The sequence below is a fragment of the Thiomicrorhabdus indica genome (assembly GCF_004293625.1).
Lineage (GTDB): Bacteria > Pseudomonadota > Gammaproteobacteria > Thiomicrospirales > Thiomicrospiraceae > Thiomicrorhabdus > Thiomicrorhabdus indica.
Window position 1 is genome coordinate 488,956 of the sequence record NZ_CP033040.1, and the last position, 13,821, is coordinate 502,776.

Below are 13,821 nucleotides of genomic sequence, written 5' to 3' on the forward strand. Positions count from 1 at the left end.
AGGCCTTTGGGGCGTGGCAATCTTCTCTTTTAATAAAGAAATCCACTCAGCGAACCGCGTTATCTCATTGACTGGAAATTTTCAGTTGTTATGTGTTTCGTGTTTATTTTTCCAGTAGTGGTTTTAAATACCGGCCGGTATGAGATTCTGGGTGTTCAGCAATTTGTTCTGGTGTTCCTGTTGCGACAATGCTTCCACCACCTGAACCACCTTCAGGCCCTAAATCTACCACCCAGTCAGCGGTTTTTACGACATCTAGGTTGTGTTCAATAATGACAATCGTATTGCCGTGGTCACGTAATTGATTGATCACTTTTAACAGCAATTCAATGTCATGGAAATGCAGCCCAGTGGTGGGTTCATCCAAAATATACAAGGTATTGCCGGTATCGCGTTTGGCCAGTTCTTTGGCGAGTTTTACCCGTTGCGCTTCACCACCGGAAAGAGTGGTGGCGCTTTGACCGAGCTTGATGTAGCCTAACCCAACATCCATCAGCGTTTTAAGTTTTCGAGCAATGACTGGAATAGCATCAAAGAACGCCAATGCATCTTCCACGTTCATGTCTAGAATTTCGTGGATGTTTTTGCCTTTATAGTGCACTTGAAGAGTTTCACGATTGTAGCGTTGCCCTTGGCAGACATCACACGGTACATAAACGTCTGGTAAGAAGTGCATCTCTACTTTTAAAACACCATCTCCCTGACAAGCTTCGCAGCGTCCGCCTTTAACATTGAAACTAAACCGGCCGGGATTATAGCCTCGCGTTCTGGCTTCCGGTGTTGCGGCTAATAACTCTCGAATGGGCGTGAATAAGCCGGTGTAGGTCGCTGGGTTGGAGCGGGGAGTTCGGCCAATGGCGCTTTGGTCAATGTTGACCGATTTATCAAAATGCTCCATGCCAAATAATGCATTGTAAGGCGCGACTTGATGTTGGGCTTTGTTGAGTTTGTTGGCCGCCAATTTCGACAGTGTACCGTTGATGAGCGTGGATTTCCCTGAGCCGGAAACACCGGTCACGCAGGTTAATAAACCGGCCGGTATCTCTAAGGTGACGTCTTTGAGGTTATTGCCAGAAGCCCCCTCTATTTTTAACCAATTGTCACCGGCCGGTAAACGTTTCGCAGGAATTTCGATTTTGCGTGTACCGACTAAGAATTGTCCTGTTAGAGATTGTGCGTTGCCCATAATTTCTTGTGGTGTGCCTTGCGCCATAATGCGCCCGCCATGAATGCCTGCTCCCGGGCCAATATCGAGAACATAATCTGCCGCGCGAATCGCGTCTTCATCGTGTTCCACCACAATCACAGTATTCCCCAAATCACGAAGATGATTCAAAGTTGCCAGCAGGCGATCATTGTCACGTTGATGAAGACCGATTGAGGGTTCGTCCAAAACATACATGACACCTACTAAACCGGCACCAATTTGTGATGCCAGACGAATTCGTTGCGCTTCACCTCCCGATAGAGTGTCGGCGCTTCGGTTGAGCGTGAGGTAATTCAAACCGACATTGACTAGAAAGGTTAAGCGGTCTGAAATCTCTTTAACGATTTTATCGGCGATTTTTCCCTTCGCACCTTCGAGCGAGAGTGTTTGGAAAATTTCATGCAATTCGCCCACCGGCAATTCCGTCAGGCTCGGCAAGGTGTAATTTTTTACAAAAACATGACGTGCCACTTCATTTAAGCGTGCGCCACCACAAGAGGTGCAGGTTTGAGTGACCATGTATTTTTCAAGCTCTTCACGTACCGATCGGCTCTCGGTTTCCGCAAAACGGCGTTCCATATTGGGAAGAACCCCTTCAAAACGTCGGGTATCGGAATATTTGCCATGCGGTAATGGAATCTTTTTGCGGCCAGAACCATAAAGCACCACTTTTTGTTGCTCAGGTGTTAACTGATTCCATGGTGTTTCGACATCAAACTCGTAGTAGTCGGCGACGGCTTTTAATAGATCGTAATAGTATTTATGTCGGCGATCCCAGCCTCGAATCACGCCGCCGGCGAGTGATAGATCAGGGTGAGTAATAATCAAATCGGGCTCAAAACGCTCTTTTACGCCTAAACCATCACAGGTTGGACAAGCGCCATGAGGGTTATTGAAGGAGAAAATTCGAGGTTCGAGTTCCGTGATTGCGTAGCCACAATGCGGACAGGCGAATTTTTCGGAAAACAGTAACTCAAAATCATCCTCGTCACTCATTGGTACAACTTTACAAACGCCATCGGCCAGCCGAAGCGCGGTTTCAAAGGATTCTGCCAAGCGTTGTTTCATATCGTCGCGCACTTTGAAACGGTCAATCACGACTTCAATGGTGTGTTTTTTGTTTTTGTCCAATTCTTCGATTTGATCGAGTTCGACAATTTCTCCATTAATAATCGCGCGGATATAACCTTGCGCCTGTAATTCACCTAGCAAGGTTTCGTGAAGCCCTTTTTTTCCACGGACGACGGGTGAGAGCAACATGCATTTGGTGCCTTCTGGCAGTTCTAAAGTATGGTCGACCATCTGGCTAACGGTCTGTGCTTCCAAATCACAGTCATGGGTCGGACAGCGGGGGGTGCCAACACGTGCAAACAACAGACGGAGATAGTCATAGATTTCGGTGACGGTTCCAACTGTGGAGCGTGGATTGTGAGAGGTGGATTTTTGCTCAATTGAAATGGCTGGTGATAAACCTTCAATGTGGTCGACATCGGGTTTTTCCATCACCGATAAAAACTGACGGGCATAGGCAGAGAGCGATTCGACATAACGTCTTTGACCCTCTGCATAAATCGTATCAAACGCCAGTGAAGATTTACCCGAACCCGATAGTCCGGTAATCACAATTAACTTATCACGGGGTAGAGTGACATCAATGTCTTTTAGGTTGTGCGTTCGCGCACCGCGCACCACGATTTCTGTCAACATTATCAGGCTTCCCACTTTTTGAGCAAACGGCCATTATACCAATTCAGTTTGAGAATCAGAGTCGGCTTTTCTCTGGGCATTCCGTTTTACCAATGCCTTAATGGTTCGATAAACAATTCTGTCGTTACAATTTACCGGCCGGTTGATGATAATATTTGCTTAAGTAAGTAGTCGACTAAGTACTCTCCTATAGAGTAATCAACGCCATCTTAGGTGTTGTTAGAAGTCATTGGCGAACAAGGAGAACGCAAGAGTAAAAGCGTTTCTTACTTTAAAACGAATGTTGTTTGGTCAGGTGCTATTATCACAGCCAATCTTTGCTGGCCGGTGAATGAGTCGATGGAAATTAAACGTTTTGCACTAGGGTCTGTTGACAATTCATAATTAGGCTCTGCTCAAACCATTTTTCGTTCCAGCAAGGCTGAAAGAGCGCGGAATAGTTATTCTATTTGAGCGAATTTCTAACACTGCTGGGGCAAAAATGGCTTGAGCCCTACGGGTTGCGCTTAAAAATGTCGCACTCTTTGTTGCTCATCGCTTATTTGGAATAACCAAACTGCGCTCTGAGCGTCGCGATTGCTGCATTTTTAAGCAGCAACAGAGTCAAGTCTGAATTGTCAACAGACCCTAAAGAGATTTGATCAATGAACGAACGAATACATGGTTGTTGAAGAAATATTAATATGGCTTTTATCAAGTTTTCAACTCTAGACTTTCCGCTCAAAGAACGCATTGAAGCAGCACAAGATATCTACGCCGCCATTGCCAACATTGAATTGCGTACACTTGATAAATGCGTTCCCATGATTGAAACGCGACTTCGATTGCTGCCCGGTGTTTCCATTGGATGGGCGAAAACGTCTCCCATCGTTGTCAATCGCAGAGAAAAACATATCCAAGACGGCAATGACGATTTCTCTTTGTTATTAAATCCCTTAGGGCATTCTGCGTGGAACGCATCCATTGAAAAAAAGGGGGAATTCATTTGTTCACCGGGGATGGGGTGTTTTAGTTATAACGATCGTCCTGGAAGTATTACTTTCCAGGGTGCGCAAACTCATATGTTAAACATAACCTTTTCTCGTGCATTATTCGAGCCTTTGATTTCCCGTGTCGCTATGGATGGGTATGCACGTTTAGATGTAGAGATTCTTCCTCTGCTAACACAATCAGCGCTAGAGCTGATGGTTGAAAATCCAACAACTCCCATTAATCCGCTAGAACAGGTGAACCAATTGATAGACTTGGCTTCTTTGGCGGTAGGTGTTCATTCGGATTATGGAGTACATGCTCGTCAACATGGTTTGAAGCAGGCCAGAATGAAAGCTGTTAAAGCAGATATTTTGATTCACTTCTATTGTGGGGACTTGTCTCTTGATTGGTTAGCCAAACGGCATGGAGTTTCTGCTAGTTACATTCGCTCAATGTTTGAACAAGAAGAAACGAGTTTTACCGACTACTTACTGGAAATCCGATTGCAAAAAGCGTTTGATAGCCTCACTAACCCTGATTATGCCTCAATAAACATTACAGATATTGCCTACAATGTCGGGTTTAACAATCCTTCTTGGTTTTATCGTGCCTTTAAGAGACGCTTTGGCTTTGTGCCAAGTGACGTCCGCTAATAATTTTCTGCACACACTCTCAGAATCCAATTTTTGCTCAGTGTAGCGCTGAGTGGAGGCGGATAATTTTTCCATGTTTATAATTCGAATCAAAATTCATTAAAGTATTTGTTTTGTTAACTTGGCAAATATACGTATCTGGAGCGTTTAATATGATCAAATCTACGATTTATTTTTCTGTACTTGCCTCGGTAGCGTTCATAGGTAATTCTGTTTTGGCTAGTGAAGAGCCGTTGCCCTATGTCTTTAGTTCTGGGACTCCTGCGAAAGCGGAAGAAGTTAATGAGAATTTTACTCATTTAGATCAGCGTATTAAAAGTCTTGAAGCAACTGAAGACAGTGGATGGGTGAGTGGTTTCCAAGCACCTTTAACGGGCACTGTATCCATTTTTAATAATCCATTTGAATCCAATGCCGTTTATGGCACGAACACACTCTTTTTAACAGAGTTGGCTGTGGGTGATGCGATTCGCATAGAAGATAGGGTCTTTCAGGTGAAAAGCATCGAGAGTGATACACAGTTAACCTTGAACGGCTACTTTAGTGCTTCGGTTTCCGATGTGCCAGCTTATGCAACCGATACGAGGTTGTCGGTCAAACTGAATGATAGAGACAAACTTTCTGTTAATGGCGGCGGCTATCTGATTCGCCAGATTCAGCGAGTGACCGGTAATAATGATGAATGGGGTGCTTTTGATTACGTTTCCAACAGAAAACTAGACTTCTATAAAGCATATCGATCTAGCACGATTCGGATTACTTATACTGACCGAGTAGATACATCTAGCATCACTCCTTGTTATTACGAAATTCAAGTCAATCGACAATCTTGTGCAAGCCCTCGACCGATTCGCTTCTTTAAACCCTCGGATGAAGGGCAGAGCTTTAGTGATGTTTTGTATTGCAAAGGCATTGATGCAGGAATGAATACCATTGAGGTTTTTGCTTACGATGGATGTGATTCTTTTGGGCACGAGGATTTTATTGATGGTACAAGTGTAGACTCTTTTTGGTCATTAGAAGCCGAGGAAGTGTATTAAGTTCACGCGATGGCGTGTGTTGATGAAAATATTATTTAGTTACTTTAAGTGTTGAAAAGTAACGCAATGTAAATACGGTTGAACTTATGCGCTTAAAAAGAAAATTTCAATATCTCGTTCTTGCGGGAGTGCTTCCTCTGTTTACCGCCTGTGGAGGAGGTTCAGCAAGTGAAGAGACGGCTTCGGAAAAAGACACCATCACGCTCAATGGGCAAGTCGCAGATGGTTACCTTGCTTACGCAAGGGTCTGCTTAGATTTGAATTCCGATAGAGTATGTGGAGTAGATGAGCCGACAACGCAGACCGATAGTTCAGGGAGCTTTTCTCTAACAGTGATACCAGAAGAGGCTAGTGCTGTTGTTTTGGTTGAAGTGATTCAAGGACAAACAATTGACCTAGATGATGGCCGAACAGTTTCGAAGTCATATTCTTTAACCGCTCCAGCAGGCTCTACATTTGTTAGCCCTCTGACTACTTTAGTGCAGCAGCAAATGGAAGCTAATCCCAGCTTGAGCTATGAACAAGTCAAAAAACGGGTTGATGATATTTTAGGGGTTGATGCCTCAGTGGACTATATTGAGGCTAAAGCCATTGATGCTACGGGCGTTTACAATCAAGCTCATAAAATTGCACAAGTTATTGCAGAGATACTGGCTGACAATGTAGGTGAAAAAACTGAGCCGGAAACCTTGCTGGCTGTTGCAATCAAAATATTTGATAACCTGAAGCAAATTAAAGGTGATGTTGAAGCTTTGGGTGATGATTTTAACGCTGATCAATATGCCCAAGAAAACAAAAATGAATACTCAGTGTTACCTTCGGAGCCAGTTGATAGGACGGCGCCTACTATTACATTGTTAGGGAAGGCCTTCGTCACAGTAGAACTGGGTAAAGCTTATACCGATGCTGGTGCGACCGCTTCTGACAATAAAGATGGTAACATCACGGCTCAAATTGTTACGGTAAACCCTGTGAATACCGGAACGATTGGTGTTTACACCGTGACTTACAATGTAAGTGATATGGCAGGAAATAGCGCAGCTCAAGTCACTCGAACGGTTCATGTTGTTGAGCCTGCGGATACCACTGCACCAGTTATTACCTTGTTAGGAGAGCCTTCAGTGACCTTAGAATTAGGTCAAGCTTATACCGATGCTGGTGCGACTGCTTCTGACAATAAAGATGGTAATATCACGGCTCAAATTGTTACGGTAAACCCTGTGAATACCGGAACGATTGGTGTTTACACCGTGACTTACAATGTAAGTGATATGGCAGGAAATAGCGCAGCTCAAGTCACTCGAACGGTTCATGTTGTTGAGCCTGCGGATACCACTGCACCAGTTATTACCTTGTTAGGAGAGCCTTCAGTGACCTTAGAATTAGGTCAAGCTTATACCGATGCTGGTGCGACCGCTTCTGACAATAAAGATGGTAACATCACGGCTCAAATTGTTACGGTAAACCCTGTGAATACCGGAACGATTGGTGTTTACACCGTGACTTACAATGTAAGTGATATGGCAGGAAATAGCGCAGCTCAAGTCACTCGAACGGTTCATGTTGTTGAGCCTGCGGATACCACTGCACCAGTTATTACCTTGTTAGGAGAGCCTTCAGTGACCTTAGAATTAGGTCAAGCTTATACCGATGCTGGTGCGACCGCTTCTGACAACAAGGATGGCGATATTACAGGTCAGATGACAGTAGTCAATCCAGTGGATATTAATACGGTTGGACGCTATGAAGTAACATACGACGTTCGCGATGCGGCAGGTAACCTTGCGGAACAAGTATCAAGAATCGTGAATGTTATTGAGGCCACTAAGCCAGAAAATTGGGGCAGCAATTGGGATGAAATGCACTGGAGTTAATGGTAAAAGTTTATTGGTTGCGTTTTCTTTTTGAAGCGTTAAGCGTAAAAGTTTCTACCGGCCGGTAAGTTTATTGCGTTGAGAGAAGCGCTTTAAGTTTATGCCAAAAAGTAGATCAATTTTCTGTATGAAAATAAATTTTAGCCCAACTTTGCGAAGGCTGAAGGCAAGCAATAAATTGTTTAAGCGCCGAGAGTGATTGTTGGACTAAATCAAGTGAGCTTGGCTATTTTTTCTTGGCTTTTTGCCAAGCTCTGAGCTTAATGCTAAAGCCATAAATCAAAATCTAGCTTTACCCATTACATCTCTGCCCGTCCAAATTTATGGACTTAAAAGTAGGCTTCCTGTTATGCGAACACGTACGTCACTGTTACCTTGTTCTTGGTAAGGTGCCGAGCTTGAGGCGACACGTGCTTCCATGACCATTGGTGTTTTGTAACGAACAACTGGTGCGCTTGCATGTGGTTGGATGTCTGTCTTGATTAAGCGATAGTTTTGATGTCCAAACCCTTTTGCAATTACTGAAGCTTTTGCCTGATAACCCTCGATCACTGTTTTTAACAGAGTGGCTTCTGCCTTTTGGCGTTTCTCATTACTTAATGTGAAGCTCATTGATTGAAAGGCTAAAGGTTGTTGTAACTGAGTTAATACTTTGTCCAAGTTTGCATCCGTTTTAGCGGACAGTGTGAGTGTTTGTTGACCCCGCCAATGAGAGATTACCCGGTTTTTGCCATAGACCGGTGATACCTGATAATTACCCGTCTGCAAAGATTCGACATCGGCATTCTGCAAAATGGTTTTGGCTTTTTGCATCATTTTGTTGATTTTAAGGCTGACATCAGCGGAACTTTCACCTTCTGCAATGGCAGCGAATTGTAACTCCATCAAATCGTTTTCCAGTTGCATGACTTCTTCATACGAAAAATTCACTTGATGACCGGCCGGCAAACTTTCGTTAGCGATAACTGGTGTACTCAAAGTGCCAATAAGTAGTGCGACAAATAAGTGGTTTGTCACTTTGAGCTTTTGTAAATGGGGTTTGATGAATTGAAATTGCATACCCGTTCCTCATTAATCAAAATATTAATTTTCAGTATACGTTAATAGACGCATTTAAAAGTGAGTTAACGTGAATTTTATGGGGTGAATTTTTAATAGAGCGTGACTTTCTATTCGATGGCTTTTTCTCCTTTGAATTCTATTCGTTATAATAGCGGCCTTAATTTTCGAATGTTCGGATAAACCGAGCGTAAAACACCATAGGCAACTTATATGTCCATTCCTCAACCCGATTCAATGACTCCAGTCGAGCGTCGAGCTGCTTTTTCTATTGCGGGCATTTTCTCGACTCGAATGCTTGGCCTTTTTATGGTTTTTCCGGTCTTTGCACTCTTTGCAGAGAAAGAGTTTGAAAATATTACTGGTACGCAAATCGGGATTGCTATTGGGGTTTACGGCTTAACTCAGGCTTTGTTACAAGTGCCATTTGGTATGTTGTCCGATAAGTTTGGCCGCAAACCTTTGATTATGGTCGGCATGATAATTTTCATGATTGGATCTCTGATTTGTGCGGTGGCTGATTCAATCGAAATGATGATTATTGGTCGGGCGCTTCAGGGAATGGGCGCTGTTGCGGCGGTATTAATGGCCTCTGTAGCGGATTTGGTTCGCGAACAATATCGCCTTCGAGCTATGTCGATTGTTGGTATGACCATTGGTTTGTCATTTACCTTGTCATTGGTTGCTGGGCCATTGTTGGATGCGTGGATTGGTGTGCGTGGTATTTTTTGGGTGATTGCAGGCCTCTCGATTCTTGGTATGGTGCTCGTGTGGTTTGCACTGCCTAAAATCGAAAATCAGTCTTTCCAGCGTGAAGCACAAACCGATGTGACGCAGTTTTCTGATGTATTAAAACATCCGCAATTACTTCGATTGGATTTGGGAGTGTTTGTTCTACACGCAATTTTGACGGCCATGTTTGTTGTTATGCCGTTAATTTTGCGTGATTCAGCAGAGTTACCTTCAGTTGAACATTGGTATATCTATTTACCAGTCATGTTGTTGTCGTTCGTGTTAATGGTACCGTTTATTATTCAAGCAGAAAGCAAAGGTCGTATGAAACCAGTGTTTTTGGGCGCGATTGCGGCAATTATGTTGATGCAATTGGCATTTATTGGTGTTGACTTAAATTTCTGGAGCTTGTTTGTTTTATTGCTGATTTTCTTCACTGCGTTTAATTTGCTTGAGGCGAGTTTGCCTTCTTTGGTGGTGAAATTGTCACCGGCCGATAAGAAAGGTACGGCCAGTGGTGTTTATTCAACCAGTCAGTTTATTGGTGCAGCGATCGGTGGTGCGCTAGGGGGTTATCTGTACCAGCATTATGGTTATAATGGGGTGTTTGCATTAACCGCGATTTTGGGAATGGTTTGGCTGTTGGCTGCTAGTTCAATGGAAAAGCCTATGCCATTGAGTATTGCGTCTGTTCCGCTTGGTCATGTGGAGTGTGATGAGATTGAAGCGTTGGAAAAACGCTTGTTAGAGTTTGATGGAATTTATGAGGCGGTGATTTTGGTTGAGGAGAATCGAGCTTATTTCAAAATCGACCGCAAAAAATTGGATGAGGTCACTCTAATCGATTATATTGAAAAGAGTAATGAGTCTTTAGTACGGAGAGAAGGTCAGTTATGCGAGGCATAAACAAAGTAATTTTAGTAGGTACATTAGGTGCAGATCCTGATGTGAAATATGCGGCTAATGGAAATGCCATCGCCAATTTAAGCGTTGCAACTTCGGAAGAGTGGAATGACAAAAATACCGGGCAGAAACAGCAAAAGACTGAATGGCACCGTGTTTCCATGTTTGGTAAATTGGCTGAAATCGCTGGACAATATCTTCGTAAAGGGTCTCAAGTATATCTAGAAGGTAAATTGCAAACACGAAAGTGGCAAGATCAGAATGGTCAAGACCGCTACACGACCGAAGTGGTGATTTCTGGTTTTGACGGTACTATGCAGATGCTAGGTGGTGGTAACCGCGGCGGTGATGCGCCTTATGACAATAACCAAGGGTTTGGTCAGCAGCAAGGAATGAACAACCAACCGATGGGTGGTGGGATGAATCAGGCTCCTCAGCAATCAATGGGTAATCAGGGCAACCAAGGTGGTCAACAAATGCCTCCGCAGGGTGGTTTTCCTCCACAAAATCAAGGTATGGGGCAAACACAACCTATGCAGCCAAGCCCAGCGCCGGCTATCAATGATTTTGAAGATGATAATGTTCCATTTTAACCATCACAATAATTATTATTTTTGATAAAGATGCTAAGAACCCCGTAATTACGGGGTTTTTTGTGTCTGTAGAAAACCTATGCAGGAAGTAGGGTTCAGTAAAATATTTAAGAAATAACGGCAAGATAGGGCTCAGTTATGGTGTTAGGCAGCTTTAGCTTATGACAAATAAAAACTTTATATTTGTTATTCCTACAGATTTGTATAGGGTGTTTCTTAGGTTGCTGTAAAAAATTGTTTTTTAAGGATATTTAAGTATTGCATAGTTAGGGTTTGTGTACTGAAAAATAAGTTAGATAGGTTTGTTTATATTAAAAAAGTATTCGGTTTTTAGATTAGTAAAATTCAATTTATTTATCTATAGATTTAAGTAATCAATTTAGGCGGCGATTTAACTTAAACTTCTAAAAAAATATTGGAAGTATTCGATATGAAAAATAAGTCTCTTAAAACAAAAATTATCGTGATTGCATCGGCAATTGGTGGGTTAGTTGCGGTTATCATCGCAATAACGCTTTATCTTAATAACGTGGTGCCACTAAAAGAAAAAGTCTCAAAAGAGCTTATTTCAAATATGGAGTCTTTTGTAGAAACGCAAATTTTTCAAAAAGTCCAAGGTGGCATTATGGGAGCCACTGCGGTGGCGATTGACCCTCGGGTTGCTGAAGCTCTTGCTATAGAAGAAAGAGGGGATTTATTAAAGCGGTTTGCAAAGATTCGAGATCAATATAAAGGGCAAACGAATTATAAAAATATTCAAACGCAGTTAATCACCGCTGATGGACGTTCCTTAATCAAGTCGTGGGAACTTGATAGTTATGGTCAAAACCTTGCAAACAGCCCACTTGTTCAGAAGTTGATAAATGAAAAGCAAGCCTTTGGTTCCCTTGCAGTTGGCGCTTTAGGGGTATCAATTATTGCAATGTCTCCGGTGCTTGAAGGCGATGAGTTTTTAGGTGGAATTGCCATGATTCAGGGACTGGCCTCCGTTCGAAAAAACTTTACAGCACAAACCGGTGGAGAGTGGCTTCTGCTTGTTGACCGTGAATATATAAGCGACAAATATGGAGAAATGCCTGTCATTGAGAAAAACACCTCTTTTAATGAACGATTTATTGTTGCGAATGATCGGTGGTTTAAAGAAGACGTCATAAACTTGGTCAAAAGTAATTATCAACAAACAACGGGAATCAATCAAAATATCTATTTTCATCATCAAAAAATCATAATTGATTTACCTGCCATGGATGAGACAAACCAACCATTTGGTCGCCATATCTTTGTCATGGATGAAAAAGAGTACTATGGTCCAATTAATGAAGCTATGAATTCAGCTTTGATTGCCATTATAGGTATCGTGCTAGGTATTTTCCTCTTAACGACCGTGCTGGTGGTTGTTTTTAGTAAGATTGTCATCAATCCTTTGATCAATATGCAAAGTTCTATTAAAAAGATTGTTTCGACTGGAAATTTTGATATCAGAAATTCGGTTGAATCGGAAGATGAAATTGGTCAGACTTCTGAAGCTTTGAATTCATTACTCCATCAGATAAGCATCATCATTAAAGATTCAAACATAGCCGTCAAGGCAATTTCTGAAGGTGATTTTTCGAAAATAATCGATGGAACCTATGCAGGTAACTTGGCTGAACTTCAAGAAGGGATTAATTCAAGTGTAACGAATATCGATTCTGTCATACAGCAAATTTCTAAAGTCATTCATGCAATGAAAGTAGCTGATTTCAATATTTCAATTGAAAACAATACAAAAGGTCAGTTCTTCGAAATCTTGAAAGATTCGGAACAAGCGATTAATTCCACCAATAACATTATTTCTGAGATTAATCTTGTGATGGAAAGTATGCAGAAAGGTGATTTCTCATTAAGAGTATCAATTGACGCGAGCGGAGAATTAAATACGCTAAAAGAGCATATAAATCAGTCAATGGATTCACTAAACAGTGCGATTCAAGAAATTTCTTCAGTTGCCTCTTCTATGAGTCAAGGAGATTTAACTCGTACTGTCAATAATGAATATCATGGAGAACTTAGTGCTCTCAAAGAGGCGATGAATCTATCTCTTGAAAAACTGGGTGAAAGTATTGGTTTGGCAATCAGTTCGGCAAATATTGTGACCAGTGAGGCTGAAAAGGTCTCTTTGGGTGCGGATAATTTAAATACTCGTTTACAGCAGCAAGCGTCTGCTGTAGAGCAAACTTCTGCAACGATGGAACAAATGAACTCAGCGGTTCAGAATAACACCGAAACGACTGATAGCGTTGCAAAAGTCATGCAAAAAGTTCAAGGCCAAGCGAATGAAGCGGCTCAAATTATGAAGTCGACAATTGATTCGATGGATAGTATCCAAGAGTCTAGTCAGCAAATCTCTGAAATTGTCACCTTGATTGATAGCATCTCTTTCCAGACAAATTTATTGGCTTTAAATGCTGCTGTGGAAGCTGCAAGAGCAGGAGAGCATGGTAGAGGTTTTGCTGTGGTGGCGAGTGAAGTAAGAAGTTTGGCTCAAAAGTCAGCAGATGCAGCGAAAGATATCAAAAATTTAATTGATTCGAGTGTGCAGAGAGTGAGTCAAGGAAGCGTATTAGCTAGTCAGTCAGGTGATGCTATTAAGCAAATCACGGCTTCAATTGAAGAGGTGAGTAATATGATTTACCAAGTAAATACTGCCTCTCATGAGCAAGCTCAGGGTATTGGTCAGGTACACAATGCAATCAATGAAATTGATTCCGCAACACAAGAGAATGCTGCGCTTGTTGAGCAAACCTCAAGCTCAACATCTCATATGACGCAACAGGCCGTAGAACTCAAACAGAATATGGAGTTATTTAAAACCGTTTCTTCATTGCCAGACAGAACAACTACCCAAAAAGCTTTAGTGACGAACAAGGATAAAATGCTTAAGCTTGAGAAACCATCTGATTCGTGGTCAGATTTTTAAATGAACGCAAGCTAAGGCAGTTGAGTGAACGAAGTTTGCTTGAAAGTACTTTAACGACCTTGGCTGTGCTTTTCAGACCAAGCCGTTTAAGTGAACTTTTTAAAAAGTACTTAACAAGAGGC

8 protein-coding genes are annotated in these 13,821 nt (G+C 42.2%); 6 read left to right on the forward strand and 2 right to left on the reverse strand.

The window, feature by feature from the left end:
* Positions 1 to 103 precede the first annotated feature (103 nt).
* The gene (uvrA, locus tag D9T12_RS02010; RefSeq protein WP_130536608.1) at positions 104 to 2,914 is read right to left on the reverse strand and encodes an excinuclease ABC subunit UvrA; all 2,811 of its coding nucleotides are present in this window, start codon (positions 2,912 to 2,914) and stop codon (positions 104 to 106) included.
* A 683-nt stretch (positions 2,915 to 3,597) separates the two neighbouring features.
* On the opposite strand from uvrA, the gene D9T12_RS02015 reads away from it, so the two are divergent.
* The 3 genes from D9T12_RS02015 (at position 3,598) to D9T12_RS02025 (ending at position 7,453) form a co-directional block, all read left to right on the forward strand.
* Positions 3,598 to 4,539 carry a helix-turn-helix transcriptional regulator gene (locus D9T12_RS02015; protein WP_130536609.1) on the forward strand — a complete coding sequence of 314 codons (942 nt, stop codon included), beginning with the start codon at positions 3,598 to 3,600 and terminating at the stop codon, positions 4,537 to 4,539.
* A 152-nt stretch (positions 4,540 to 4,691) separates the two neighbouring features.
* The gene (locus D9T12_RS02020; protein WP_130536610.1) at positions 4,692 to 5,579 is read left to right on the forward strand and encodes a hypothetical protein; all 888 of its coding nucleotides are present in this window, start codon (positions 4,692 to 4,694) and stop codon (positions 5,577 to 5,579) included.
* A gap of 86 nt (positions 5,580 to 5,665) precedes the next feature.
* Positions 5,666 to 7,453 carry a DUF5011 domain-containing protein gene (locus D9T12_RS02025; RefSeq protein ID WP_130536611.1) on the forward strand — a complete coding sequence of 596 codons (1,788 nt, stop codon included), beginning with the start codon at positions 5,666 to 5,668 and terminating at the stop codon, positions 7,451 to 7,453.
* A gap of 321 nt (positions 7,454 to 7,774) precedes the next feature.
* Here the strand turns inward: D9T12_RS02025 and D9T12_RS02030 are convergent, their stop codons facing one another.
* Positions 7,775 to 8,512: an SIMPL domain-containing protein gene (locus tag D9T12_RS02030; RefSeq protein ID WP_130536612.1), complete on the reverse strand. Its 738-nt coding sequence runs from the start codon at positions 8,510 to 8,512 to the stop codon at positions 7,775 to 7,777.
* Positions 8,513 to 8,725: 213 nt separating this feature from the next.
* On the opposite strand from D9T12_RS02030, the gene D9T12_RS02035 reads away from it, so the two are divergent.
* From D9T12_RS02035 to D9T12_RS02045, 3 genes are all read left to right on the forward strand, one after another.
* Positions 8,726 to 10,150 (forward strand): MFS transporter, encoded by a 1,425-nt coding sequence (locus tag D9T12_RS02035; protein ID WP_130536613.1) that lies wholly within the window; start codon positions 8,726 to 8,728, stop codon positions 10,148 to 10,150.
* Positions 10,138 to 10,740 (forward strand): single-stranded DNA-binding protein, encoded by a 603-nt coding sequence (gene ssb, locus D9T12_RS02040; protein ID WP_130536614.1) that lies wholly within the window; start codon positions 10,138 to 10,140, stop codon positions 10,738 to 10,740. The genes D9T12_RS02035 and ssb overlap by 13 nt, the downstream gene beginning before the upstream one ends.
* Before the next feature lie 430 nt (positions 10,741 to 11,170).
* Positions 11,171 to 13,699: a methyl-accepting chemotaxis protein gene (locus tag D9T12_RS02045; RefSeq protein ID WP_130536615.1), complete on the forward strand. Its 2,529-nt coding sequence runs from the start codon at positions 11,171 to 11,173 to the stop codon at positions 13,697 to 13,699.
* Positions 13,700 to 13,821: the final 122 nt, after the last annotated feature.

Bases quoted from the DNA above. Each gene is read 5' to 3' on its own strand.
- uvrA (WP_130536608.1), bottom strand. From the start codon at position 2,914: ATGTTGACAGAAATCGTGGTGCGCGGTGCGCGAACGCACAACCTAAAA.
- D9T12_RS02015 (WP_130536609.1), top strand. From the start codon at position 3,598: ATGGCTTTTATCAAGTTTTCAACTCTAGACTTTCCGCTCAAAGAACGC.
- D9T12_RS02020 (WP_130536610.1), top strand. From the start codon at position 4,692: ATGATCAAATCTACGATTTATTTTTCTGTACTTGCCTCGGTAGCGTTC.
- D9T12_RS02025 (WP_130536611.1), top strand. From the start codon at position 5,666: ATGCGCTTAAAAAGAAAATTTCAATATCTCGTTCTTGCGGGAGTGCTT.
- D9T12_RS02030 (WP_130536612.1), bottom strand. From the start codon at position 8,512: ATGCAATTTCAATTCATCAAACCCCATTTACAAAAGCTCAAAGTGACA.
- D9T12_RS02035 (WP_130536613.1), top strand. From the start codon at position 8,726: ATGTCCATTCCTCAACCCGATTCAATGACTCCAGTCGAGCGTCGAGCT.
- ssb (WP_130536614.1), top strand. From the start codon at position 10,138: ATGCGAGGCATAAACAAAGTAATTTTAGTAGGTACATTAGGTGCAGAT.
- D9T12_RS02045 (WP_130536615.1), top strand. From the start codon at position 11,171: ATGAAAAATAAGTCTCTTAAAACAAAAATTATCGTGATTGCATCGGCA.